The following is a 23,826-nucleotide window of genomic DNA, read 5'->3' on the forward strand; positions in this document are numbered from 1 at the left end:
GTCTTCCCGCCGGCCACGCTTAGGCTGGACTTACCTCAGCCAGAGTCATCGATCTCCGTACCACCGGCGGCGACACCCCGCCGGCCCACCCGCGCCGCGCCGCCCGGATCCGGGCCGCTCCAGGACGAGGGAAGGAACCATGGCAGATCAGGAACCGTTGACCCGCATCATCGAAGAGATCGTCGCGCCCGGGGCCGCCGAGGTCGACCGGACCGGCGGCTTCCCGCGCAAGGCCGTCGACGCGCTGGCCGACGAGGGTCTGCTCGCGCTCACCGTACCGGCCGCCCACGGCGGCACCGGCCAGGGACCACGCGCCGCCGCCGACGTGGTCCGGCGGATCTCGACGGCCTGCGGGTCGACCGCGATGGTGGTGACGATGCACTACAGCGCGGTGGCCGCGCTGGCCGTCGCCGACCGGGCCGACGTGCTGCGCGAGATCGCCACCGGTCGGCACCTGAGCACGCTGGCCTTCTCCGAGGCCGGGTCGCGCAGCCACTTCTGGGCGCCGCTCGGCACCGCCACGGCCGAGGGCGACGAGGTACGCCTCGACGCGCACAAGAGCTGGGTCACCTCGGCCGGCCAGGCCGACAGCTACGTCTGGTCCAGCCGGCCCCTGTCGGCGCCGGGTCCGATGTCGCTCTGGCTGGTCCGGCCCGGCGGCCCCGGGCTGACCGTCGGCGCGGAGTTCGACGGCCTGGGCCTGCGTGGCAACGACTCCCGGCCGGTCACCGCTGACGGGCTGCGGGTGCCCGCCACGGCCCTGCTCGGCCCGGACGGCGCGGGCCTCGATCTCGCCCTCGGCGCGGTGCTGCCCTGGTTCCTGCTGCTCAACGCCGCCGCCAGCGTCGGCCTGATGGAGGCGGTGACGCGCGAGACGACCGCGCACCTGAGCCGTACCCGGCTGCGACACCTGGACCGGTCGCTGGCGCAGCAGCCGGAGGCGCGCGCCACGCTGGCCCGGATGCGGATCGAGACCGACCGCACGGCCGCGCTGGTCGACACGGCGCTCACCGCGCTGGAGCAGGGGCGCGAGGACGCGCAGCTGCTGGTACTGGAGGTCAAGGCCGCGGCCGACGGCAGCGCCGCCGAGGTGGCCGACCTGGCCATGACGGCGTGCGGCGGGGCCGCGTTCCGCAAGGAACTCGGGATCGAACGGCGGTTCCGCGACTCCCGGGCCGCCCGGGTGATGGCGCCCACCACCACCGCGCTGCTGGACTTCGTGGGCCGGGCGCTCTGCGGCCTGCCCCTGCTGGACGGGGCCGACGCGTGAGCGCCCGGCTGCTGCTCGGCGCGGTCGCGTACGACCCGAAGGTGGTGACCATCTGGGACGGTTTCCGCTCCTGGTTCCGCGACCGTGGGCTGGAGTTCGACTACCTGCTCTACTCCCACTACGAGCGGCAGGTCGAGGACCTGCTCGCCGGCCGGATCGACGTGGCCTGGAACTCGCCGCTGGCCTGGATCCGCGCCGAGCGGCTGGCCCGGGCCCGCGACCTGACCGTACGCGCCATCGCGATGCGCGACACCGACCAGGACCTCACCTCGGTGGTCGTGGTACGGGCCGACTCGCCGGTGCGCGACCTCGCCGAGCTGCGCGGCCGTACGGTCGCCACCGGCGCCGTCGACTCGCCCCAGGCGACCCTGCTGCCGCTGGCGCTGCTGCGGCAGGCCGGCCTCGACCCGGGCGCCGACGTCGAGGTGCGCCGCTTCGACGTCGGGGTCGGCCTGCACGGCGACCACATCGGCGGCGAGCGGGAGGCCGCGAAGGAACTGGTCGCCGGCCGGGTCGACGCGGCCTGCCTGATCGACGGGAACCTGCTGCTCTTCGGCCGGGAGGGGGTCCTGCCGGCCGGGTCGGTGCGGGTGCTCGCCCAGACCGAGCCGTACGACCACTGCAACATGACCGCCGGACCGCACGCCGACCCGGAACGGGTGGACGAATTCGGCAAGCTGCTGCTGAGCATGTCGTACGGCGACGCCCGTACCCGGCCGCTGCTCGACCTGGAAGGGCTCAAGGAGTGGCTGCCCGGCCGGACGGACCGGTACGCCGCGCTCGACCGGGCGGTGACCGAGACGGGTTTCTACCACCCCGACGGGACGATCCATGCCGGCGACTATCGACCTTGAGGACCTCGGCCTCGACGCCGGCGGGCAGATCCTGGTCGAGCGGGCGCTCGCCGGTCTCGCCCCCGGCGACCGGCTGGTGGTGCGGGGCCGGCACCCCGCGCTCGCCGTACACCTAACGGCCTGGTGCCGGGCCGAGGGGCACCGGTTCGACCTGACCGCCGACCCGCCGACCGTGGTCCGGGGCCGGGCGGACCTGGAGCGCTGGCAGGGGGCGCAGCGGGCCGGGCGGACCGCCGGCGACGTCGCCGCGCGCGCCGACCCGCACTGGGGGCTGGCCGCCCGGGGCGCGCTCGTCGAGCCGGGCGGCCCGGCGCTCGCCGTGGACTGGGTCGACCGCGACCTGGTCTGGGCCGACGTCGCGCCCCGGCTCTACGCCCAGGCGACGGCGAACCAGTGGGACCCGGCCACCGCCGTACGGTGGTCGGCGGCCGGGACGGTGCCCGAGGACGTCGAGGACGCCGTCGTGCAGGTGATGACCTACCTGGTGGAGAACGAGCAGGCCGCGCTGATGATCCCGGCCCGGCTCCTGTCCCGGCTGCACCCGCACTTCCGCGAGGTGATGCAGCTGCTCGCGGCGCAGGCCGCGGACGAGGCGCGGCACGTCGAGATCTTCACCCGCCGGGCGCTGCTGCACCGGGACGTACTCGGCCTCTCCGGTGCCGGCGGCCGGGCGTCCCTGCAGACGCTGCTGGACGAGCCGGACTTCACCCTCGCCTCGTTCCTGCTCTCCGTGCTCGGCGAGGGGAGCTTCCTGGACCTGCTGCACTTCCTGCACCAGCATGCGCCGGACGCCGTGACCGCCGACGTGACCCGGCTGGCCGCCCGCGACGAGGCCCGCCACGTCGCGTTCGGGGTCGCCCACACCGCACACGTGGTACGCGCCGACCCCACCTTCCTGGGCCGGCTGCGTACCGCCGTGGAGCGGCGGCACGCGGCGCTGGTCGACACCGCCGGGCTGAACAAGCAGGTCTTCGACGCGCTGGTGATCCTGGCCGCCGGCTCCTGGGAACCGGCGGCGATCGCCCGGGGCTGGCGGGAGGTGCTGCGCCTGCAGGAGACGATGGACGCGGGCCGGCGCCGGCGGCTGGAGTACATCGGCTTCCCCGACGACGAGGCCGCCGCCCTGTCGGCCCTGCACACCCGCAACTTCATGTGAGTCCCCCGCGCCGGGTTTGCTGTCGAGTTCCGGTCCGGCGGCGGCCTAGGCGCGGCAGACCATACGATCACGCCATGACGCGGTACCTGCTCGTGCCGGGGCGCGGGCGGCCCCTCCCGGGACACTGGTCACGGCGCTGGGTCGAGGCGTACCCGCACCACCGTTGGGCGCCCGAGCCACCCGGACCGCCGTACGTCGCGGACGACCGCGTCGCCGCGCTGGAGGCGGCGGTGAGCGTCGCCGACGAGCCCGCCATCCTGATCGCGCACAGCGCGGGCTGCCTCACCGTCGCGCTATGGGCCAGCCGGTACGCCGGACCGGTCCGCGCCGCACTGCTGGTCACGCCGCCGCATATCGACCCCGAGTGGAAACCCGGTCCCGGCGAGGCGGACGACGTCTTCATCGGCGAGGTACCGCGCGACCCGCTGCCGTTCCGCTCGATCCTGGTCGCCAGCCGCACCGACCCGTACGCCACCTTCGCGCAGTTCCGGCGGTACGCCGAGGACTGGGGCGCCGAGCTGTACGACGCGGGCGACGTCGGGCATCTCGACTCGGCCAGCGGGTACGGCCCCTGGCCCGAGGGCGAGCGCCTGGTCCGCGAGCTGTCCGAGGACTGAGTGGGGGTTTTCGTGTTGTCCGGCCGACATCGACGGCCTCGCTGCCTCCACCGGTTGTCGACATCATCACCACCGGACTCGTCAGGAGTGCGGCTCACCGGCTGACGGCCTGCTGGTTTGAAAGGGATGCCTCAAGGAGCAGCGCGTTCGAGACTCGGTGCTCCAGAAGAGCGTCGCGGCGGACCTCGATTCCCTCTGGGCCCGGTGAAGCACTCACCGGTGCGTGAGATGCGAGAGGTGCGGCGGCGATGGATCCGCCACTGCCGGAGGGGCGAGGACGAGCGTTTCGGGGAAGACAACCCGGTGCACGGCGGAAGCGGTGTTGGCTGTCAACGCTTGAGAGGCCGCTTCGTCCCAGACCTGGTGCACTGCCTCGACGAGTCCGCCAAGCTGGCTCGCGTACCGGGCGCCCCGAGATCTCCTCGCCTCCCAGACAACCGCTCGCCAATTGCCGTCCGGTGTCCTCTTCTCCGAGTTGGCCAAGGGATTCAGTCGAAGCTGGAGGGTATGTTCGAGCGCTAGGCCAACAAGCTCGGGCGTGGCATCCGCGGCGAGTAGTTGGGCTTCGGGTAGCCGTGGCCAGGCGACAACCACGACGCGGTGCCAGATCTCGGGCGGGAACGTAGTCGCGAGGTGGTGGCTCTCGCCGATCGGAAGGTCGCGAAGCCGGCGTTCGGCTTCCATCGTCTGGCCGACATAGAGCAGACCCCAGCGCAGCCAGACGCCATACAGCACTGGTCCGCGGAGTGCAGGTTGTCCACCTGTCGCGTCCACCAGTGCCGCGCCCAGTTGGTGGGCGAACCGGTACCGGCTGCGCCGCCAAAGCTTGGCGGAGTCTTCTGTGGCAGTCAGCTTCTGCAGCGAGTCCCGCCACGCCGTGAACGCGGCTTCGTGGCTCGGCTGTGAGTCTGTGGGCAAATCGTCCTCGCTTCTGCGGGCTCAGGCTCAAGGCCATCACCGTAGGCGGAAGATCGAGCGGGCGTAGCTTGGGGCGGGGTGCGGTGCCTGTGGCCCGATGTTCAGGCAAGCAGCGCTCTCAGGCAGATGGCTGTCGCCCGCGGCCCTCGATCTCTTCAGCACAGCCAGATGCGGCGTCGATCGGTCAGAAGAGGGTCAGCGGCTCGACCGGGATCGGCTCGGGCAGCGCCTCCAGTTCGGGTACCCGGGCCCGTACCTCGTCGTGGAAGCGCCGGGCGAGCACGGGAGCCTCGGCGTTGTCCGGCGTGTGGACGAAGACGGTCGGCGAGCGGCCCTCACGCAGCCAAGCCGCGACGATGCCGATCCAGCGTTGCCAGCCCTCGACGGTCCGCTCGGTGTCGTCCCGACCGAGGTACCGGACGATGGGCCGGTCGGTCAGCGCGACGGTGCGCAGCGGCATGCGCGGCTTCTTCGTCCACGCGTCGCGCTCGGCGTCGCTGGTCGGCGGGGTCTGGAAGAAGGCCGTGGTGTCGAAGGGGATCCACTCGGCGTCCGCGGCGGAGAGCACCTCTTCGAGAACGCGCGCCGCGCGCGGGTCGTCGAAGAACGCGCGATGGCGGACCTCCACGGCGTACCGGTGGGACGCGGGGAGCTGGCGCAGGAAGTGGGCGAGCGTGGGAACGTCGGCGGGCGTGAACGATCCCGGCAGCTGGATCCAGAGGGCGTGCGCCCGCGGACCGAGCGGCTCGATCGCGTCGAGGAAGACCCGCAGCGGCTCGTCGGCGTCGGTGAGGCGGCGCTCGTGCGTGACGGGCTTCGGCAACTTCACCACGAGCCGGAAGTCCGGGTCGGTCTGCTCCGCCCAGGACGCCACGGTCTCCCGGCTCGGCGTCGCGTAGAACGTCGTGTTCCCCTCGACTGCGTTGCACCAACTCGCGTAGTGGCGTAGCCGCTCGTGGGCGGCGAGCGGATGCGCGAGGATGCGCCCCTGCCATGCCTTGTGGGTCCACATCGCGCATCCCACGTGCAGCCGCATGGCTCCGATCCCTCCCGCCGTACCCGGTGCGGATCGCCCGGATACCTCACCCGGTCGGCCGCGCCAGCCCACGGTATACGGGTGGGGCGGTGCGGCGACCGGACGGCGGCGCGCCCTCGCCTTCACCGCCGGCCGGGCCTCCGGTCACTCAGCGGGCCGCCACCTCCAGCAGGATTCTCAGCAGGTCCCGGGCTGGCTGGTCAGCCGGCGGGCGACGGCTCGCGCCGGCCCGCCGGGATGACGACCACGGCCGCCGCGGCGCAGAGGATCGCGGTCCAGGCCAGGGTGGCCGCGGTCGAGGTACGGTCCGCGACGGCGCCGGAGATCCATGGCCCGGCGGTCTGCCCGGCGGCGAAGACGGTGGTGAAGGTCGCCAGCGTGGTCGTCCATCGTTCGGATGGGACGACGCTCTTGATGAGGGCGGTGATGGCGGCCGGGACGCCCATGAACGTCGCCCCGTAGACGAGCGCGGAGGCGAGAATGACCGGTGGCGCGGGTGCCACCAGCGCCAGCGCCGCCCCGCCGGCCAGGACGGCGAGCAGGGTCGCCAGGAGCCGGGTGCCGGGCCACGACGCGGCGGGGCGACCCCAGACCGCCGGCGCCGCCACGACCGCCAGGCCCAGCACGGTCCAGGTGAGCACGACCTGCCAGAGCGGGGCCCGCCGGTCAGCGAGATACGCCGAGAGGAACGTGATGTAGGTGATGTACCCGGTGGCGAAGAGCAGGTAGGCCAGCGCGGGCCGCCAGAGCGGGCGTACCCGCGCCCGGCCCGCCGCCGCAACCCGCCTGCCCTCGACGGCCCCGGCCGTGGCCTGCGGATCCTCGCTCGTCCCCACCGCGGCCCGCGTACTCTCGCTCGCTCCCGGCGCGGGCTGCGGATCCTCGTTCGTTCCCGCCGCGGTCCAGCTTCCCGCCGTCGCCATCGCGCCCGCGACCGCCAATCCCACCCAGGCCAGGCGCCAGTGCGTGCCCAACACTGGGATGGCCACCCCGCTCACGACGATGCCCAGCCCGGCGCCCGCGAAGTAGACGCTGACGGGAACGGCCGAGGCGGCGCGCGCGGCGAGACGCGAGGCGATCACGCCGCCGGTGACGAAGACCACGGCGCCCGCCACCCCGGCCAGGGCCCGGCAGAGCAGCAGTACGGCGTAGTCCGCGCTCGCGGCGGTGGCGGCCAACGACACGGCGGTGACGGCCATTCCCGTACGGAAGGCGGCCGTCGTACCCCAGCGGCGGACGACCGCGGCCGTCACGAGCGCGCCGAGAAGGTAGCCCAGCCCGTTGGCGGTGCTCATCGCCCCGGCCTCGGCCAGGGACCAGTGCAGGTCGTCGCCCATCGCCGGAAGCACCAACCCGTAGGCGAAACGCGCGAGGCCGAGCGCCGAGGCGGTACCGAGCGCGAGCCGGGCCGCCCGCCACACCGTCCCGCGTGCCGTGGCCGGTGCGAGCTGCGTCATCGGGCCCACCCTTCAACGTCGAACCGATCGGTACGATCTTTGAGATGTTAGCAGTGGGGCGAACCGATCGGTACGATCTGGGGTATGCCGGTACCCAAGGGCTCCACGATCGACCCGGACCGCACCCGCGCCACCATCCTCCAAGCGGCCACCCGGGTGCTGTACGAGCGCGGGCTCGACGGCATCGGCGTCGCGGAGCTCTGCACCCGCATCGGCATCTCGAAGGAGACGCTCTACCGGCACTTCGACACCAAGGACGGGCTCGTCGAGGCGGTCCTGGAGGCCCGCAGCGAGCGGACGACCCGCTGGCTGGCCGAGGCCGCCGCGAACGCCGGCGACGATCCGCGCGACCAGCTCACCGCGGTCTTCGCGGCACTCCAGCAGTGGTACGACGAGCCGGACTTCCGCGGCTGCGCGATGGTGAACGCCGCGACGCAGCACCACGTGGCGGCCGTACGTGCCCTCACCAAGCGCCACCTGGAGCGCTACCTCGACCTGCTGACCGGCATCGCCAGCCGGGCCGGGGCCGCCGATCCGGCGCTGCTGGGGCGGCAACTCCTCATCCTCCTCGAAGGAGCGACCGTCGTCGCCGACCACCAGGACCCGGTCCGGGCGGGCGAACACGCGCGGGACGCCGCCCTCGCGCTGCTGTCGGTCGCCACCCGGACCCGCGCCCAAGGCTGACCGCCCCCACTCTCGCCCAAGGCTGACCGCCGTCGCTCTCCCGCAGGGCTGACCGCCGGAACTCGCTCTCAGGCTGAGCGTCGCAACTCTTGTTGGCACCACGGAAGCTGGGCGGCGTGCCCCGTGAGCACGCCTACGATCGGCCCCCATGACGCGGCGTACCGGCTCCGTCACGTTTCTCTCGGTCCCGCTGCTGTTCGCGGCGGTACTCCTGCCCGCGTGGCCGTCCCCGGCCGCCGGGGCGACGCTCGGCCACACCCACGGGTGGGACTACGGCGACGCGCCCCTGCGGTACCGGACCCTGCGGGCGCAGGGCGGACCGCGCCACCTGGTCGCCGCCAGGTCCGGCGCCCTGACCCTCGGCACCACCGTCACGGCGGACCCGGACGGCCGGCCCGACGACGGGGACGCCGACGACGGCCTGGTCACGCCGGTACGCCTCACCGCCGGCACGCCTCGGGTAACCGTGACGGTCCGCAACAACACCCGGGCGACGGCGCTGCTGGCGGGGTGGCTGGACACGTCCGGTGACGGCTTCGGCGCGAGAGAACGGGCGGTGGTCCGGGTGCCGGTCGGCGCGACGCGGGCGACGCTGCGCTGGAAAATGCCGGCCGGTACCGGGACGCGCGCGGGTCAGCTGCGGCTGCGCCTGTACCACGGCCTGCCGCTCCATCCGGTGCCGGTCGGCGCCGCCGTCGGCGGCGAGGTCGAGGATTACCGGGTCACGTTCGTGGCTGCTCCGACGACGCCGGCCCCGCCGCCCCCGAGCGCGGCCCCGGTGCCCACGCCGACGAAGGCGGCGCCGAGGCCCGCGCCGGCGAGGTCGGCCCGGACGTCGACGAACCCGGCCGGACCGACCCCGTCGCCGACGCGATCCGACCCGTCGACGTCCGCGCCCGCGCCCGCGCCGAGCCAACCGAGTCGAGCGTCAAGCGCGCCGGCGAGGCCGGCCACACACGCCGAGCCCGCGCGTCCACGTCGCGGGGGATTGCCGCTGACCTGGTCCATCGCGCTCCTGATCGTGGTACCGGCCGCGGCGGGCGCGGCGCACGCCGTCGGACGCGCGGCCCGTCGAAGGCACTGACCACCACCCCCGGAGGAGAGCATGTCGACCCTGTTGGCCGGTCTTGTCGTAATGGCGGTCGCGGCCGTCCTGAGCACGGCTGGCTTCCTGCTCGTGTCCCGGTACGTGCCCGAGCGCTGGCTGATCGCGGACTCGGCCGCGGCGAGCGCCATGTACGCGACCGTCGGCATGGTGTACGCCATCTTCATCGCGATCGGGGCGATCGCCGTCTGGGAACCGCACGCCGACGCGAGCCAGTCCACCCGTCAGGAGGCCAGCGACCTGTCGGAGGCGTACTGGTGGGCCGGTCAGCTCGATCCGACGAGCGCCGCCAAGGTCCGGTCGCTCATCGTGGCGTACGGCGAGTCGGTCGTGCGGCGGGAATGGCCCCGGCTGCGGGCCGACCGGACGGGCGATCCGGCCACCGAGGCCCTGTTCACCGAGCTGCGCGCCGCCGCGGTCGCGATTCCGACGGAGGGCGGGCGGCAGGACGAGGCCGCCCAGAACCTACGCGACCGGCTGGAGAGCGCCGCCGACTCGCGGCGTACCCGGATCGCGGCCGCCGCCGACGGGATGCTTCCGCTGCTGTGGCCGGCGCTCGGCCTCGGCGGCGCGGTGGGCATCGGGTTTCTCTACCTGTTCGGGCTGGAGCGGACGTTCCCGAACGGTCTGATGATGGCGACCGTCGCGGCCATGACGGCGCTGTCCCTGTTCATCATCTACCAGCTGGAATTTCCGTTCAGCCGGGCGCTGTCCGTCGGACCCGAGCCGTTCACGGCCATGCTCGCGACCTTCGCCGGACCGTCGTAAATCCGTCAGTGCGCGATACGGATACCGGATAGCTGGATAGCCTCGCGTCAATGAGCCTTCCGGACCTCCCCTTCGGCCGGCGGATCGCGCTCGCGAGGCAGCGTCGGGGCCTGTCCCGGCGGGCGCTCGGCGAACTGGTCGGCCGCAGCGCCGAGTGGATCCGCCAGGTCGAGCGCGGCGACCGGATGGTGGACCGACTTTCCGTCCTGCTCCGGCTCGCCACCGTGCTGCAGGTGGCCGACGTGCCGGCGTTCGTCAACGGCGCCGTGGGCCGCCCGGTCACCCTGCCCCGGGCGCCGCTGGACATGACGGCACTGCGCGACGCGGTGTTCACCCTTCCCGCCACGCTGCTCCGGCGCGCCGGGCCGCCGGCGGCCGCATCCGGCCGGACCGACCCGCCGCTCGATCCGCCGGCCGCCGATTCACCGGCCGATCTACCGACCGATCCGCCGGCCGGCGCGCCGGACCGCGTCGACGAGGAAGTGACCTGGTTGTGGGCCGGGTGGCAGAGCTCGGCGGAGCCCTACACCCGTACCCTCGGCCGACTGCCGGCCGTCCTCCGGGCGGTCAGCGCGGCGACCGGGGAGGCGGCGGCCGACGCGTACCGGCTCGCGTGCCAGCTCGCGGGTCGCGCCGGTGACGGGACCCTGGCGTTGGCGGCCGCGCAGCACGCGATGGCCGCCGCGCGCCGCGGTGCCTGCGCGTGCACGGCCGCCGCCGCCATCGGCGCGTACGCGGACAGCCTCGCCCACCTCGGCGCACTGAGCAGTGCCGAAGCGGCGTGCGGAACGGCACTGGCCACCGCGGACGACTGCGCCTGCGCGGCCCGCCCGGCCGTGGTCGGCCGGCTGCACCTGGCCGCCGCGCGCGTCGCGAGCGCCGGGCACGCCGCGGACGCCGCCCGACGCTGGCTGAGCGGCGCCGCCGCGTACGCCCGGGAGGGGCTCCCCGACGACCCACGGCACCCGTTCGGCGCCCAGGACGTGGCCGTGCAGGCGGTCCGCGTGGCGCTACGACTCGGCCACCTGCCGGACGCGCTGCAGTTGGCCGACCGCATCGACCCCGAGAGCGTGCCCGCACGGGCCCGGCGCAGCCGCGGCTACCTGACGCTCGCGGGGGTGCACGCCCGCGCCCGGAACGCGGCGGCAACCCTGCTCGCCCTCGGCAAGGCCGAGCAGGCCTGCGCCGAGGAGTTGCGGGTCAACCGGGTGGCCCGGCAGGCCATCACCGACCTGCTCTCGCGCGACGACGCGCTGGTGCGCGTCGACGCATGGGCGCTCGCTGCCCGTGCCGGCCTCGCCTGACGCCGCCCGGAATGTCGCCGGGATGGCGGGGCGTACCCACACCGAGCGTCACGCATCCGCCGTCGGCGGCACCGGCGCGGTCCCGAATTCGACTCCGAACCCGTGGTCACACTTCCGTGTGATTGACAAACGTCGTTGGGTTCGCCCGCCATGCGGGCGGTCGGGGCGGCGCCGGGTCTTGCGGGTGATATCGACCGTATTGCTGCGGTGCGTCAGACCGGATGGTATCGATGAATAACGTGATTCATGAATACATTGGCAGATAATCGCTAATAAATTGACCTCCGTTTATTCGGCTGCGCACGATTCGCTCGCAGATCTCCTTCGGCCCAGAACGGCGGTGTCACGTGTCGGTAACCGAACCGGACAGATCCTGGGACAACGAGCAGAACGACGGCGGACAGAGCAGCCTGAGTACCGCGGGCGCGCGTACCCTCGCGACCACTACCAAGTCCGCCCCCCAGATGCAGGAAATCACGTCCCGCTGGCTGCTCAAGGTGCTGCCGTGGGTCGAGGTGACCGGCGGTACGTACCGGGTGAACCGGCGGCTCTCCTACGTGGTCGGCGACGGGCGGCTCTCCTTCACCAACACCGGCGCGGAGGTGCACCTCGTCGCCGGCGAACTGGGCGAGCTGCCGGCGCTGCGCGGCTTCGCCGACGAGGAGGTGCTCGGCGCGCTCGCCGACCGGTTCGTGCAGCGCGAGTACGCGGCCGGCGACACCATCGTGCAGGCCGGCGACCCCACGGACCGCGTGCTCGCCATCGCGCACGGGAAGGTCACCAAGCTCGGCGCCGGGCAGTACGGTGGCCAGTCCGTGCTGGGCGTGCTCGCCGACGGCGACTACCTCGGCGACGCGGCACTCACCAACACCGACGCGACCTGGGACGTCAGCGCGCGGGCCTCGACCCAGTGCATCGTCCTGGAGCTGCCGATCGGCGCGTTCCGGGAACTCGTCGACCGGTCGCCGGCGCTGCGCGCGCACCTCGACGCCTTCGTGGAGGCCACCGGGAAACCGCAGAACCGGCTCGGCGAGGCGGCGATCGAACTGGCCGCCGGGCACACCGGTGAGCCCCGGCTGCCCACCACGTTCGTCGACTACGACGCCGCGCCGCGCGAGTACGAGCTCTCCGTCGTGCAGACCGTGCTACGGGTACACACCCGGGTCGCCGACCTCTACAACCACCCGATGAACCAGCTCGAACAGCAACTCCGGTTGACCGTCGAGGCGCTGCGCGAGCGGCAGGAGCACGAGATGGTGAACAACCGCGAGTTCGGCCTGTTGCACAACGCGGACCTGCGACAGCGCATCCACACGCGCACCGGACCACCGACCCCGGACGACCTGGACGAGCTGCTGTCCCGCCGGCGCAGCACCCGGTTCATCCTGGCGCACCCGAAGGCCATCGCCGCGTTCGGACGGGAGTGCAGCCGGCGCGGCCTCTACCCGTCCAGCGCCGACCTGGGCGGGCACACCGTACCGGCCTGGCGGGGGGTGCCGATCCTGCCGTGCAACAAGATCCCGGTCAGCCCGACGCTCACCACGTCGATCATCGCGATGCGGACCGGGCTGGAGGACCAGGGCGTCATCGGGCTGCACCAGACCGGGCTGCCGGACGAGTACCAGCCGAGCCTGTCCGTGCGGTTCATGAGCATCGACGAGAAGGCGGTGATGAACTACCTGGTGACCGCGTACTTCTCGGCGGCAGTACTGGTTCCGGACGCGCTCGGCGTGCTGGAGGATGTCGAGGTCGGCCACTACGGCGACCTCCAGCAGCAGCAGCCGGCCGGGAGCTGACCCGTGGCGGACACCGATCGGAGGACGGACGCGGGGGCGCTGGTGACTCCCGCGCTGCAGGCGGCCGTCGCCACGCTGCCGGCGGCGATGCGGCCGGTCGTCGGCTACCACTTCGGGTGGCTCGATGCCGCGGGTCGACCGACCGGTGCGTACCGTGGCAAGGCGCTGCGGCCGGCGCTCGCGCTGGCCGCGGCGCGGGCCGTCGGCGCCGACCCGGAGACGGCCCTGCCGGCGGCGGTCGCCGTCGAGCTCGTGCACAACTTCTCCCTGCTGCACGACGACGTGATGGACAAGGACGTCACGCGCCGGCACCGACCGACCGCGTGGACCGTGTTCGGCACCGACCCCGCGCTGCTCGCCGGCAACGCGCTGCTCACCCTCGCGCTGGACCTGCTCGCCCCCCAGGTCGCCGCCGTCCGGGTACTCACCGCGGCGACCCAGGAGCTGCTCAAGGGGCAGGCGGCCGATCTCGGCCTGGCGCGGCGGGCATTCGTGTCGGTCGCCGAAGCGCGGGAGATGGCGCTCGCCAAGACCGGCGCGCTGTTCGGCGCCGCATGCGCCATGGGTGGCCTGGCCGCCGGCGGCCGGGCGGCGGACGTGGAACGGCTGGCCGCGTACGGGCGCCAGCTCGGGCTCGCGTTCCAGTTCGTCGACGACCTGCTCGGCATCTGGGGGGACCCGGCGACCACCGGCAAGCCGGTCCACTCCGACCTGCGCAGCCGCAAGAAATCCCTGCCGGTCGTCGCGGCACTGAACGCCGCCACGCCGGAGGGTGGGCGGTTCGCCGCGCTGTACCGACGGGAGCGCGAGCTCGACGAGGACGAACTGCGCCAGGCGGCCGACCTCGTGGCGGCGGCGGGCGGCCGAACGTACGCGCTGGAGCAGGCCGACGCGCTGGTGGAGAGCGCGTTGGCCGGCATCTCCCACTTCGAGCCCGCGGCGGCGGCGGACCTCGCGGCGCTCGCCCGGCTCGCGGTACGACGGGAGTGGTGAGCCGATGCCCGCGTTCACGCTCCCGGACTTCTACCTGCCGCACCCGGCCCGGCGGAACCCGCACGAGCAGCACGCCCGCGAGCACTCCACCGCCTGGGCCCGGCAGACGGGCATGCTGGACTGCCGCGCGCCCTCCGGCAACCTGGTCTGGGACGAGGCCGACCTCGCCGCGCACGACTACGCGCTGATGTGCGCGTACACGCACCCGGACTGCGACGCGCCGACCCTCGACCTGATCACCGACTGGTACGTCTGGGTGTTCTTCTTCGACGACCACTTCCTCGAACTGTTCAAACAGGGACGGGACATCGAGGGCGGCCGTCGCCACCTGGCACGGCTGAGGGAGTTCATGGGACAGCCGACGCGGTCACCGGAAAACCCGGCCGAGGCCGGACTCGCCGACCTGTGGGCACGTACGGTGCCGGCGATGTCCGACGACTGGCGGCAGCGGTTCGTCACCAGCACCCACAACCTGATGGTCGAGTCACTGTGGGAACTGGACAACATCTCCCGGCACCGGGTCGCGAACCCGATCGAGTACATCGAGATGCGCCGACGCGTCGGTGGGGCACCCTGGTCGGCGAACCTCGTCGAGGTGGCGATCGCCGCCGAGGTCCCGGCGCCGCTCGCGGCGACCCGACCGCTGCGCGTGCTACGCGACACGTTCGCCGACGCCGTGCACCTGCGCAACGACCTCTTCTCGTACGAGCGTGAGGTGACCCGCGAGGGGGAGAACGCGAACGCCGTGCTGGTGTTCGAGCGGTTCCTCGGCGTACCGCCGCAGCGCGCCGCGGACCTGGTCGGCGAGCTGCTCACGTCCCGGCTGCAGCAGTTCGAGCACACCGCCCTCGCCGAGGTCCCGCTGCTCTTCGCCGAGCGCGGTACGCCGCCGCACGAGCAGATCGCCGTGTCCCGGTACGCGCAGGCGCTCCAGGACTGGCAGGCCGGCGGCCACGAATGGCACGCCAGGTCCAGCCGGTACACGAAGACGACGGAGCGGCCGGTCCTCATCCCGGGGGTGGCCGTGCCGTACTCGCTCGCCTCGTCCGGGCTCGGGCAGCGCCTCGCCGCGCACGACCACGTGCTGGCCGACCGGCACGTCGGGCACCTGCCGCTGCCCGAGCTGCACATGCCGTTCCGGTACCGGGTCAGCCCGCACCTGACGGCCGCCCGCCGCCACGGCGCCGAGTGGGCCGCGGCGATGGGGATGTTCGAGCCGGTCGCCGGCCGCAAGATGTGGGACGCGGAGCTGTTCGCCGGCTTCGACCTCGCCCACTGCGCCGCGATGATCGCCGCGGATGCCACGCCCGAGCAGCTCGACGTGGCCGCCGACTGGCTCGCCTGGGGTACCTACGGCGACGACCTCTACCCCGTCCAATGGGGGCGGTCCGGCGACCTCGCCGGCGCCAGGGTGGCGACCGCGCGACTGTCGCTGTTCATGCCGCTGGAAGGGCCACCGCCGCCACCCACCTCGCCCTTGGAGGCCGGCCTCGCCGACCTGTGGCGGCGTACCGCCGGCGACATGTCGGCAGACGCCAGGGGACAGTTCCGCACGACCGTGGAGACCATGGCGTCGGCGTGGCTGTGGGAGATGGCGAACGAGATGCACCGCCGCATCCCGGACCCGGTGGACTACGTCGAGATGCGCCGCGCCACGTTCGGTTCGGACCTGACGGCGAGTTTGGCCCGGCTGCGGCTCGCCACACCGGTGCCACCGGACCTGTTCGACACGCGGGTGATACGGCAGCTCACGAACGCCGCCCAGGACTACGCGTGCCTGGCCAACGACCTGTTCAGCTACCAGAAGGAAATCGAGTACGAGCACGAGATCCACAACTTGGTCTTCGTCCTGGAGCGCTTCCTGCGCTGCGCCAGGCTCACCGCTCGTGACCTCGCCGCCAAGCTGATGAACGAACGCATGCGGCAGCTCGAACACCTCATGGCGGAGGAGTTGCCGGCGTTCTTCGAGCACCACCAGCTGGACGAGCCGACCCAGGCCGCGCTGACCCGCTACGCCGACCAGCTCAAGGACTGGCTCTCCGGCATCCTGGAATGGCACCGCTCGTGCGCCCGGTATACGCCGGCCGGGCTCGCCGCCCGGTACCGGCCGTCGTTCCTGCCCTCGGCAGCCAGACATCTGGCGTTCCGCGGGCCGAACTCCTTGCCCCGTCTCGACGGTGCGGGTACCGGTTGGTGATCGGCGACAGCCGTCGTGTCGGCCTTCCGAGCATCCTCCGGTCTCGAACAACCTCTACTGCGGTCCGCCGCGGCGGCACTGGTCGCGATGCTGCCGTAGCGCATCGACCGCTTCGGCGTCGGTCCGGACGTCGGCTGCCCGGCAGCACGCACCCCTAGGCGGGTGACGACCCCGGATAGGGTGCAGGGCGTCGCGGCGAACGCTGCGGCGTCCTCCGCCGGATCGGAAGCTGCCGCGCTATGACCGCACAAGCCTGGTTGAACAGGGATCATGAGTTCCCGCCGGGGAGGGAACGGTTCCGTAGCGATCGCAGGTTCCAAATCTGGGCCTACTCGGCCAGCCACGGCCAACTGTTGCTACGCAGCACGCCCCTGTACGGCGACGAGGATCGCCCCGACCCCGAGACGACAATCGATGTCCTCTTCAAGCCCATCGAAGCCATCAAGCTACGGGACTCGTTCACCGGCCTGGTGATCAGGTGCGCGGAGCCGGAGGAAGCGGACCAGGTCAAGGCGTCGCTGCCTGGCGTCAGGTGGGAGGGGCGGCATGTGTTCATGCTGCAGAGCCCGGACCAGGGGCAGAGCGACTACGTGGTCAGCATGGCTGTCGGTTGGCGTGAGGGAATGCTTCCTCGGATGCAGCAGAGCTTCTTCAGCAGTGACATCGTGCCGGGCGATCGGTGGACCCCGAACCCACTCCACGGAGTAGGTGCCGGCTTGAACATGGCCTCGGCTCGGGACTTGCTGGATGCTCTGCGTGCCGATGACCACCCACCGCGCCGCCGGGAACGACACCGGTACGTCTACGTCTTGATGACCCGGTATAGCCGAGCGGAGCGGACGGAGGTGTCCGGTGCGGGGGTCTTCCTGACCGAAGCCGATGCGGAGGAGGCTCGGGCCCTGTTCGCGCGGAAGGTCGATGACTGCTGGATCGAGACACTGCCCGTTGCCATGTGACCGGACCTCGTGTGCATCGGCGTGAGGACAGCGAGGCTGATCGCCGATGGGGCGAAGGCCGTTGCCAATGCTGCGGCCTTACTGTTTCCACGCCCTTGAACCGCGTAAACGAGGGTCGACCGGCTCAGCGTCGCTGCATGTGTTCGCACGGACGGCGACAAGCGGCGGCTCTGGGCGGCCTACCGCTGCCTGCGAGATCAAATCGACCGGAGGGCATTTCCGCTGGTCAAACTGCGTTTTACCGATTTTTGGGTGCCCCTGGCAGGATTCGAACCCCGACAAGCGCTGCCGGAGTGCGCTGCGGCTTGGGCCGCGTGTAAGCCCCTGACCTGCCACTCCGGGTTGCGGCTTGGGTGCTGTCGCCAAGACCGTGAATATCTGCGGAGCGGCCGGCCGCCGATGCGGCGTCGCGGGTGGTGCGTTGAGGCGGCACGACCCAAATGCCAGGATGTCTGATGCCCACCTCTTGGAGCCAACGCCGCGTCTGCCGTCGCTTCGCCGTCACGCCTCACCCGCCCGTACGGCGAACGATGATCGGTATTGCTCTATCCAGGTCACGCGACCTCCTGCCGCTCCATGCGCTCCGCCATCCGGCCGAGGGCCAGAGCAACGGGTGGTTCGTGTGGCGCGGTGGGAACATCCCTCAGGACGAGGACGACTTCTTCGCTCCGTTGCACGTCGAGCACCTCGGGGATCACGCGCCCGAGTTGCTGCCGTTTCTGGCACTGCCGCCAGGGTGGCGTGTACTGCTAGCGCCTGGTCACGAAGATGTCTGGTACGACCACGATCTTCTTGACGTGTAGGAGGCAGGTCTTCGTACATTGGCGCTAATGGCCGGGCCGGCTTTCTGCGGCGCCGCATCACCGGGCGCCTGGGACCACCTACTGCGATGGCAAGCCGCGCAGCGGCGCGGCGGCCGATCGGCCCAACTCGGTGACGGGCAACCAACCTCGCGATCGTCGCGCCATGCTCTACCGCTCGGCCGCGGTCCTGGCTTCGGTGTGGCGGCTCGGGCTTAGAACAGGGTCTCGCGTTGCAGGGGCGGGATAGCTGCCCGGAGCAGCTGGCGTACGGGTTCGACAGCGGCGAGACGTTCACGGAGGTTCGCGTCCTCCGCCGCCAGTTCCGTCGGAATCGAGTCGTCGGCATAGGCAGTATCGATGGCACGCAGAGCTGCGATGGCGATGTCCGCGGAAGGCCGCAGGGCCGCGCCTGGATGTTCATGGCCCTCTGGTACGCATCCGGCCAGCAGTGCAGCAGCGGCGACAGCCTCGACGCCGAGCGCGTAGTCCTTCACTCGCCTGTCACCGGACACCAGCTCCTCGATGGTCCGCAGCAGTGCCGGCATCACCTCGCCGGGAGGCAACTCGACCAGGGGTCCACGAAGTCCATCGAGGTGTCGTCGTCAAAGGTGCCGTGTCCCCAGCTACCCGACGTTGACCTCCCGCCGGACCTCTTGGCGGAGACTGTAGACCCAGCTGGGGTCACACCGCGCCGGCGCGGCGCTCCGATGGCGGAGACACGTCGGTTTGACTCCGGCGCAGGCCGCCTCGCCGCTGGCCGGTCGGGCGTACGACCCTGCGGCACTGGGCAGCGTCTCTGTGGCTCGACGCCGGTTCTCCGGCAACGACGTCGCCGAGCAAGCAGGCCGCTCCGTTGACGTGCTGGTCAAGGTGTACGCGGAGTGCATCGCTGGCCAGGAGACGACGACGGTCAACCAGCGCATCACCGGCGCGCTACGTGGCTTGAGTGAGTAGCCGAAAGGATCATCCTGAGGGACGTATTTTCGCGAACGCCTTGGCCAGCCTGGGACCTAGCTCCTGGACTATCCCGTACCCCGCCTTGTGCGGCCATGGGAGAGCGAAGAGGAACGAGGTCACGATCACCGTGTTGATCTCGGGTATCTCCGGCCCCATTTGTTCTTCTAGAAATCGAAGAGTCTCGCGCCAATCTGGCGCGTCATCGGCACCAAGATGGGAGCGCACGGTGTCTTGCGTGATCTCCCAGAAGATCACGTGGGGTAGCACCCCGTCGTTGTTGAACACATGGGCGTCGTACAGACCCCCGAACGCAGGCACCCTCGAAACAAGGTCCTGCACCAGCTGTACGTCTCTGGTCATTCATAGCCTCCGAGGCGTGAGTGAATCGGGTCGTGAGTACTTACACATTGGTCGGGCAAGCGGCCTAGATTGCCCGGTCGACGCGAGGTACGACCGGGTCGATCGGCTGGGTCGGACCGTTCTCGGCCTCGTACCACTCGGCGATATTGAAAACGCTGCCGCAGTTGGGGCAGGTAGCGTTGCCGAACAAGTACGTCAGGCCGCCGGCAAGGATCGGATCGCCGCACGCGACGGCGGTGTCGTACATCCATCGCTGGAGCCCATCGAGAGCAGCGGGTTCTGCTGGATCCAGTGGGATACGTTGGACATCGCCTGCCCACTCATCCCGGATGGCGGAGTAGTGGCCGTAGTCGCCGATCACGACCACGATCCGGGTCGAGCAGTGTGGGCATCCGATCCGGTAGTGCTCGTCAGAGTAGTCGAGGCTGATCGTTGCCCAGAACACGTAGCCGGCGAACGCGAGTGCGGCCTGGAAGTAGTCGCGGAATTCGCTCCCGGTCACACTCGGCAGTCGGGACCGGGTGAGGCGGTGCAGGGTGGCCAGTGCGGCCGGTTCGGCCCGTACGAGATCGTCGTCGCGGTGGTGTCGGTGAAGTGTCATGGCGATCATCGACGCGAGCTTGATCGCGGTGTCGCGGTACTCCTCCGTGCCGTGCTCGGCCAAGAGGCTCAGACGTGGTAGTGCGGCGAAACCGGCGGAGCAGAAACATTCGGTCTCCACGACCAGCCGGCGGCCGAGTTCCCTCCACAAACCGGCGTTCGGCTCCTGCTCCAAGCTATCGAGCAGTGCCGCGATTTGGTCGCCTGGGCGCCCGGCGATATCCCTGAACTCGGACCAATCGACGGACTGATGGGTCAATATGATGCTGCCTCCCGACGCGGTAGCCTCGCTGAGTCTGGTTGGCCCCGCACCCGGCTGCACGAGGGCGGTGAGCAATCGTCGTGCCATGTGCCTCAGCCGGTAATGCGGCCATCTGGTGTATCAACCGCGAAGCAGGCCGTCTGCAGGATCTCCAAGAGACTGTCGCGGACCTGCGCGAGAACATCCCTCGGCAGGTCAAGGCGAAGGACCTGTTCGCGCGGGAAGCCGAGCGTCGCTGCGGCCTGCCTGCCGTACTCAAGGGAGAGTTCCTGGCCGAAGAGGGTCCACGACGACACAGCCCAGGTGGCGGCTACTCCCGCGTTGTTGATGACCTCGTCCACCAGGCCGTCGTAGCGTTGTCGGATCAGCACGACGTGGACACCGCCGGTGGACAGGATCAGGGTGAGGTCGCGGTCGGTCTCGCGCACGTCAGCCCGATCGACCCGAACAGCCTGGCTCCCCACGCCGCGACGATACTGGGTGCCAGTCTGCCGGACGACCACGTTTCACGGCCCTGGCGGGCGGGAAGCCGAGCGACACGAACCCGGCGCTCGTGCATTCCGGGCTGCGGGCAATGGCTGTGTGGGCTCGGGCGGCGCGTGGTCGGCTGGCGGCGTGACCGATCTTTCGGCAGCCTTCATGCTGATTGCCGCGTTCTCTGGAACGTTCGTCGTGCTGCCTATACGGTTCCGCGCGGTCCATGGTTCTGGTCGTAGCCCGCTCAGGGCTGACCGCCATGCTCGATGGCGCAAGGGCTGTATCCCGGGATAGTTCTTCGACCTGAGCTTCCATCGCGTAGGTGTACACCACCACACACCACGTCCGGCCCGCCATGCCGCGGAGGCCTCCAGCAGGCCGAGACGCGGCCCGGCGGCTGCAAGCGTTTACCGGCTTGGCAGACCTCGGCGGGGTCGTCATGCTGTCCGCGTGAACCACGGCAACCACCAGGAGCTTCAGGTGCAGCGACTCCTCCGTGAACTGTGTGTCAGGCTGGGTTTTTGCCTGCCGCCCGCGGAGATCCGCCGGCTCTGCGAGTCACCGCCGGGCTCCGTGGACAGCTTTACCGATGCTGTCTTCGAGGCGGAGGGGATGGGCGACATGGAGTACACGGACCTTCGCCGCCAGGTGCGGGAAGTCGTCGATCAGCATATGAGCCGATGGGTAGGTTTGGGTCGATGATCAATCGGCGGAGATGCCGACGGACTGGCGACTGATGCTCTCCGTCTATCAGCAGGAGCTCCGGGAGCGCTTTCTGTCCGCTCCGGCAATGCCGGCGCCGGAACCATGGCATATGGTGCTTGACCGGTCTACACCGATCGGGGGCCTTCTGGGGATTGGGTTCGCTGTCGACCCGGCCAGCGGACACGACCTGGTGATGGTGGTGTCGCATGATGGGCATGGGCTCTTCGACGCGACGACCGGGGCGAAGATCGCCCGGGACCGAGACCCGGACCCCGAATCGAGCATGCCGGACGCGACCACGGAGCTGTCTTGTCCTGGACTTGGCCCTGTGGCCGGCACACGAGTCCGTATTGCCGGCCTATTCGGCGGCGGTCTGCACCTTACGACCGCGGATGGCTGGACTGTCGAGGCGGTTGCTCCGGACTGGCCGCATCACCGGGTTCTCCTGTCGGCCGACGGTGGGCTATGCCGAGGCCCAGCAGGGCGCAACTGGTGGCACATCTTCTACGCGGACTACTCCGAGCTGCGAGCCGTGGGATTCTCGCCGTCAGGACACACGCTGGCGGTCGCAACCAGTAGCGACCTGACCCTCTGGGCGCGGTGGGCCTGACTTGTCGCGCACACCCCGAATCTTGGTTGTGGTGCGGGTGCGAAATCGGAAAACGACTTCAAGATCAACCGGTGAATAGTCCCGTGGATCGCGACAACCGGCGGCAGTTTCGTGCTCCAGGGTGGCGGCTAGACGTCAGCGGGTTCCGCTGGTCAAGTGGTGCCCCCTGTGTGCGTCCTCGCGACGATGGGTGACTACGACCCGAGGAGGTGCCTCAGGTCTGCGGCGAGTCGGGTCATCTCCTCGCCGGCTTCAAGTACGAAGACAGATCGGGCCGACCATCTCGCGTCCTCCCAGCTACCGCCGGGCGCTCGCAGGGTCACACCGATCGACACGTAGGCCCGTCCGTCGTGCTGGGCGTCGAGCGTCAGTTCGTCTTCCATCGAGGTCCGGCGGCGGACTTCGCGCCAACCGCGCCAGTCGTCTGCGAGGGACTGCACGAACTGGGACAGCGTTCCGATGTCGGGGTTGACGTAGAGGCCGTCGATCGTGGCGGTGGTAGATGCGCTCATGCCGTCGTCGTGCAGCTCGATCGCGACGGTGTAGACGTAGCCGTCGCCGTACGGGTCCTGCGGTGGCTGGATGACCCAACGTGGGCCGTTGGCTCGGTGCAGGACGAAGGGCTCACTCGCGGCGGCTCGCACGCTCCCGGAGCGTACTCCCGTGCACGTACTCTGCCTTTCGGCAACGCCAGTCGACGGCCTGGGCGAGGGGGGTTAGTGCAGGACGGTCCGTACTTCGTGGTGAAGCGGCCGGACTTCGTCGCGCGGTTCCTACTCGGGCGTCATCGGCCGGAGACAGCACCCGATGCTGACGCTCGCGTGCAGCTGCGTGACGGAAGCATCCGTTACGTCAAACTGACCGCCCCGCCGACCTCGGCACATGGCGGCCTATCAGCGGCAATACCTCTCGACATCTCCCACCACTCCACCGCTGTCAACCAGCCTCTTGCGGACTAGACGAGTAAGTCCTAAGTCGGTCCCGGTTGTGGGTACGGGAGAAGGGTGTTGAAGATCCGTTTGTGACGACAGACCTCAACACCCTTCTCACCGCACTGTACGTGAAGATCGACGACTGGCTCGGCCGGGTACACAGGCACGGCCGGCCACCAAAGCTGTCCGACGCCGAACTACTCACCCTCGCCGTCGCCCAAGCCCTACTCGGCGTCCGCTCCGAAGCCCGCTGGCTGCGATTCGTCCCCCGACACCTGCCCGGAGCCTTCCCCTACCTACCCGGCCAGTCCGGCTACAACAAACGCCTCAAAGCCGCGCTACTGCTGATCAAACGAGCCATCCGCGCCCTGGCCGCCGACACCGACCTGTGGACCGACAGCCTCTGGATCGTCGACTCCACCCCGGTGGAGTGCGGCCGGTCCCGCCCCACCGTGAAACGCTCGAACCTGGCCGGCTGGGCCAGCTACGGCTACTGCGCCTCCCACTCCCGGTTCTTCTGGGGACTACGACTCCACCTGGTCTGCACCCCCGCCGGACTACCCGTCACCTGGGCTCTGGCCTCACCCAAGGTCGACGAACGGCAGGTCCTGACCGCGATCCTCGACCACGACCCCCACCTCATCGCCGACCGTCCCGGCCTGCTGATCATCGCGGACAAGGGCTACGTCTCCAAAGAGTTGGACCGGTGGCTGGCCGAGCGTGGGGTCCGACTGCTGCGTCCGTCGTACCGCAACCGCACCCCACGACCCGGCGAGCGCCTCCTCAAGCCGGTCCGTCAGTTGATCGAGTCGGTCAACGACACCCTCAAAGGCCAACTCGACCTCGAACTACACGGCGGACGCATTGAAGGCGTCGCCGTACGCGTCGCGCAACGACTCCTCGCGATGACCGCCGCGATCTGGCACAACCGCGCCACCGGCCAGCCCACCACCAGGTCCCTGATCGCCTACGACCACTAACCAGACTTCGGACTTACTCGTCTAGATGC

At 70.7% G+C, this 23,826-nt stretch carries 24 protein-coding genes; 15 read left to right on the forward strand and 9 right to left on the reverse strand.

What is annotated here, in order from left to right:
* Nucleotides 1-139: 139 nt before the first annotated feature.
* The 4 genes from AB0J86_RS19480 (at nucleotide 140) to AB0J86_RS19495 (ending at nucleotide 3,897) form a co-directional block, all read left to right on the forward strand.
* Nucleotides 140-1,270, forward strand: coding sequence for an acyl-CoA dehydrogenase family protein (locus tag AB0J86_RS19480; RefSeq protein WP_363858922.1), 1,131 nt, complete (start codon nucleotides 140-142; stop codon nucleotides 1,268-1,270).
* A complete protein-coding gene (locus AB0J86_RS19485; RefSeq protein WP_363858924.1) occupies nucleotides 1,267-2,124 on the forward strand; it encodes a phosphate/phosphite/phosphonate ABC transporter substrate-binding protein in 858 nt (285 codons plus the stop codon). Before AB0J86_RS19480 ends, AB0J86_RS19485 begins: the two co-directional genes overlap by 4 nt.
* On the forward strand, nucleotides 2,102-3,280 hold the full coding sequence (locus AB0J86_RS19490; RefSeq protein ID WP_363858926.1) for a ferritin-like domain-containing protein: 1,179 nt from the start codon (nucleotides 2,102-2,104) through the stop codon (nucleotides 3,278-3,280). Before AB0J86_RS19485 ends, AB0J86_RS19490 begins: the two co-directional genes overlap by 23 nt.
* Before the next feature lie 74 nt (nucleotides 3,281-3,354).
* The gene (locus AB0J86_RS19495; RefSeq protein ID WP_363858928.1) at nucleotides 3,355-3,897 is read left to right on the forward strand and encodes an alpha/beta hydrolase; all 543 of its coding nucleotides are present in this window, start codon (nucleotides 3,355-3,357) and stop codon (nucleotides 3,895-3,897) included.
* A 213-nt stretch (nucleotides 3,898-4,110) separates the two neighbouring features.
* On the opposite strand, the gene AB0J86_RS19500 is transcribed toward AB0J86_RS19495, so the two are convergent.
* The 3 genes from AB0J86_RS19500 to AB0J86_RS19510 form a co-directional block, all read right to left on the reverse strand.
* Entirely contained in the window at nucleotides 4,111-4,632 is a 522-nt protein-coding gene (locus AB0J86_RS19500) for a hypothetical protein (protein ID WP_363858930.1), read from the reverse strand.
* Between the two features lie 367 nt (nucleotides 4,633-4,999).
* On the reverse strand, nucleotides 5,000-5,827 hold the full coding sequence (locus tag AB0J86_RS19505) for a DUF72 domain-containing protein (RefSeq protein ID WP_363859041.1): 828 nt from the start codon (nucleotides 5,825-5,827) through the stop codon (nucleotides 5,000-5,002).
* 224 nt (nucleotides 5,828-6,051) lie between these two features.
* Nucleotides 6,052-7,308, reverse strand: coding sequence for a YbfB/YjiJ family MFS transporter (locus AB0J86_RS19510; protein WP_363858932.1), 1,257 nt, complete (start codon nucleotides 7,306-7,308; stop codon nucleotides 6,052-6,054).
* Nucleotides 7,309-7,392: 84 nt separating this feature from the next.
* Here AB0J86_RS19510 and AB0J86_RS19515 point away from each other — a divergent pair, with 84 nt between their 5' ends.
* The 8 genes from AB0J86_RS19515 to AB0J86_RS19550 all read left to right on the forward strand — a co-directional run bounded on the left by AB0J86_RS19515 (nucleotide 7,393) and on the right by AB0J86_RS19550 (nucleotide 17,111).
* Nucleotides 7,393-7,992, forward strand: coding sequence for a TetR/AcrR family transcriptional regulator (locus AB0J86_RS19515; RefSeq protein ID WP_363858934.1), 600 nt, complete (start codon nucleotides 7,393-7,395; stop codon nucleotides 7,990-7,992).
* 148 nt (nucleotides 7,993-8,140) lie between these two features.
* A complete protein-coding gene (locus AB0J86_RS19520) occupies nucleotides 8,141-9,076 on the forward strand; it encodes a GEVED domain-containing protein (protein ID WP_363858936.1) in 936 nt (311 codons plus the stop codon).
* A 21-nt stretch (nucleotides 9,077-9,097) separates the two neighbouring features.
* Nucleotides 9,098-9,865: a hypothetical protein gene (locus AB0J86_RS19525; RefSeq protein WP_363858938.1), complete on the forward strand. Its 768-nt coding sequence runs from the start codon at nucleotides 9,098-9,100 to the stop codon at nucleotides 9,863-9,865.
* A gap of 50 nt (nucleotides 9,866-9,915) precedes the next feature.
* The gene (locus AB0J86_RS19530; protein WP_363858939.1) at nucleotides 9,916-11,169 is read left to right on the forward strand and encodes a helix-turn-helix transcriptional regulator; all 1,254 of its coding nucleotides are present in this window, start codon (nucleotides 9,916-9,918) and stop codon (nucleotides 11,167-11,169) included.
* A 347-nt stretch (nucleotides 11,170-11,516) separates the two neighbouring features.
* Complete coding sequence (locus AB0J86_RS19535; RefSeq protein ID WP_363858941.1) at nucleotides 11,517-12,965, forward strand: family 2B encapsulin nanocompartment shell protein; 1,449 nt, start codon at nucleotides 11,517-11,519, stop codon at nucleotides 12,963-12,965.
* A 3-nt stretch (nucleotides 12,966-12,968) separates the two neighbouring features.
* Complete coding sequence (locus tag AB0J86_RS19540; protein WP_363858943.1) at nucleotides 12,969-13,958, forward strand: polyprenyl synthetase family protein; 990 nt, start codon at nucleotides 12,969-12,971, stop codon at nucleotides 13,956-13,958.
* A gap of 4 nt (nucleotides 13,959-13,962) precedes the next feature.
* Nucleotides 13,963-16,155: a germacradienol/geosmin synthase gene (locus tag AB0J86_RS19545; protein WP_363858945.1), complete on the forward strand. Its 2,193-nt coding sequence runs from the start codon at nucleotides 13,963-13,965 to the stop codon at nucleotides 16,153-16,155.
* A gap of 239 nt (nucleotides 16,156-16,394) precedes the next feature.
* Nucleotides 16,395-17,111 (forward strand): hypothetical protein, encoded by a 717-nt coding sequence (locus AB0J86_RS19550; RefSeq protein ID WP_363858947.1) that lies wholly within the window; start codon nucleotides 16,395-16,397, stop codon nucleotides 17,109-17,111.
* A gap of 554 nt (nucleotides 17,112-17,665) precedes the next feature.
* Here the strand turns inward: AB0J86_RS19550 and AB0J86_RS19555 are convergent.
* Together AB0J86_RS19555 and AB0J86_RS19560 are read right to left on the reverse strand one after the other, a co-directional pair.
* Nucleotides 17,666-17,788, reverse strand: coding sequence for a hypothetical protein (locus AB0J86_RS19555; RefSeq protein WP_363858949.1), 123 nt, complete (start codon nucleotides 17,786-17,788; stop codon nucleotides 17,666-17,668).
* A 338-nt stretch (nucleotides 17,789-18,126) separates the two neighbouring features.
* Entirely contained in the window at nucleotides 18,127-18,459 is a 333-nt protein-coding gene (locus AB0J86_RS19560) for a hypothetical protein (RefSeq protein WP_363858951.1), read from the reverse strand.
* A 181-nt stretch (nucleotides 18,460-18,640) separates the two neighbouring features.
* Here AB0J86_RS19560 and AB0J86_RS19565 point away from each other — a divergent pair, with 181 nt between their 5' ends.
* Complete coding sequence (locus AB0J86_RS19565; RefSeq protein ID WP_363858953.1) at nucleotides 18,641-18,868, forward strand: hypothetical protein; 228 nt, start codon at nucleotides 18,641-18,643, stop codon at nucleotides 18,866-18,868.
* A 9-nt stretch (nucleotides 18,869-18,877) separates the two neighbouring features.
* Here AB0J86_RS19565 and AB0J86_RS19570 read toward each other — a convergent pair whose 3' ends face one another.
* From AB0J86_RS19570 to AB0J86_RS19580, 3 genes are all read right to left on the reverse strand, one after another.
* A complete protein-coding gene (locus AB0J86_RS19570) occupies nucleotides 18,878-19,231 on the reverse strand; it encodes a hypothetical protein (RefSeq protein ID WP_363858954.1) in 354 nt (117 codons plus the stop codon).
* 64 nt (nucleotides 19,232-19,295) lie between these two features.
* Nucleotides 19,296-20,090, reverse strand: coding sequence for a hypothetical protein (locus AB0J86_RS19575; protein WP_363858956.1), 795 nt, complete (start codon nucleotides 20,088-20,090; stop codon nucleotides 19,296-19,298).
* A gap of 95 nt (nucleotides 20,091-20,185) precedes the next feature.
* Entirely contained in the window at nucleotides 20,186-20,557 is a 372-nt protein-coding gene (locus AB0J86_RS19580) for a hypothetical protein (RefSeq protein WP_363858958.1), read from the reverse strand.
* 463 nt (nucleotides 20,558-21,020) lie between these two features.
* Here AB0J86_RS19580 and AB0J86_RS19585 point away from each other — a divergent pair, with 463 nt between their 5' ends.
* Nucleotides 21,021-21,272 (forward strand): hypothetical protein, encoded by a 252-nt coding sequence (locus AB0J86_RS19585; RefSeq protein WP_363858960.1) that lies wholly within the window; start codon nucleotides 21,021-21,023, stop codon nucleotides 21,270-21,272.
* Between the two features lie 807 nt (nucleotides 21,273-22,079).
* On the opposite strand, the gene AB0J86_RS19590 is transcribed toward AB0J86_RS19585, so the two are convergent.
* Complete coding sequence (locus AB0J86_RS19590) at nucleotides 22,080-22,529, reverse strand: DUF6228 family protein (RefSeq protein ID WP_363858962.1); 450 nt, start codon at nucleotides 22,527-22,529, stop codon at nucleotides 22,080-22,082.
* Nucleotides 22,530-22,906: 377 nt separating this feature from the next.
* Here AB0J86_RS19590 and AB0J86_RS19595 point away from each other — a divergent pair, with 377 nt between their 5' ends.
* On the forward strand, nucleotides 22,907-23,797 hold the full coding sequence (locus AB0J86_RS19595) for an IS982 family transposase (protein ID WP_363858964.1): 891 nt from the start codon (nucleotides 22,907-22,909) through the stop codon (nucleotides 23,795-23,797).
* Nucleotides 23,798-23,826 lie beyond the last annotated feature (29 nt).

Origin of the sequence: Micromonospora sp. NPDC049559 (assembly GCF_040676675.1) — a bacterium.
Taxonomy (GTDB): Bacteria; Actinomycetota; Actinomycetes; order Mycobacteriales; family Micromonosporaceae; genus JBFAPK01.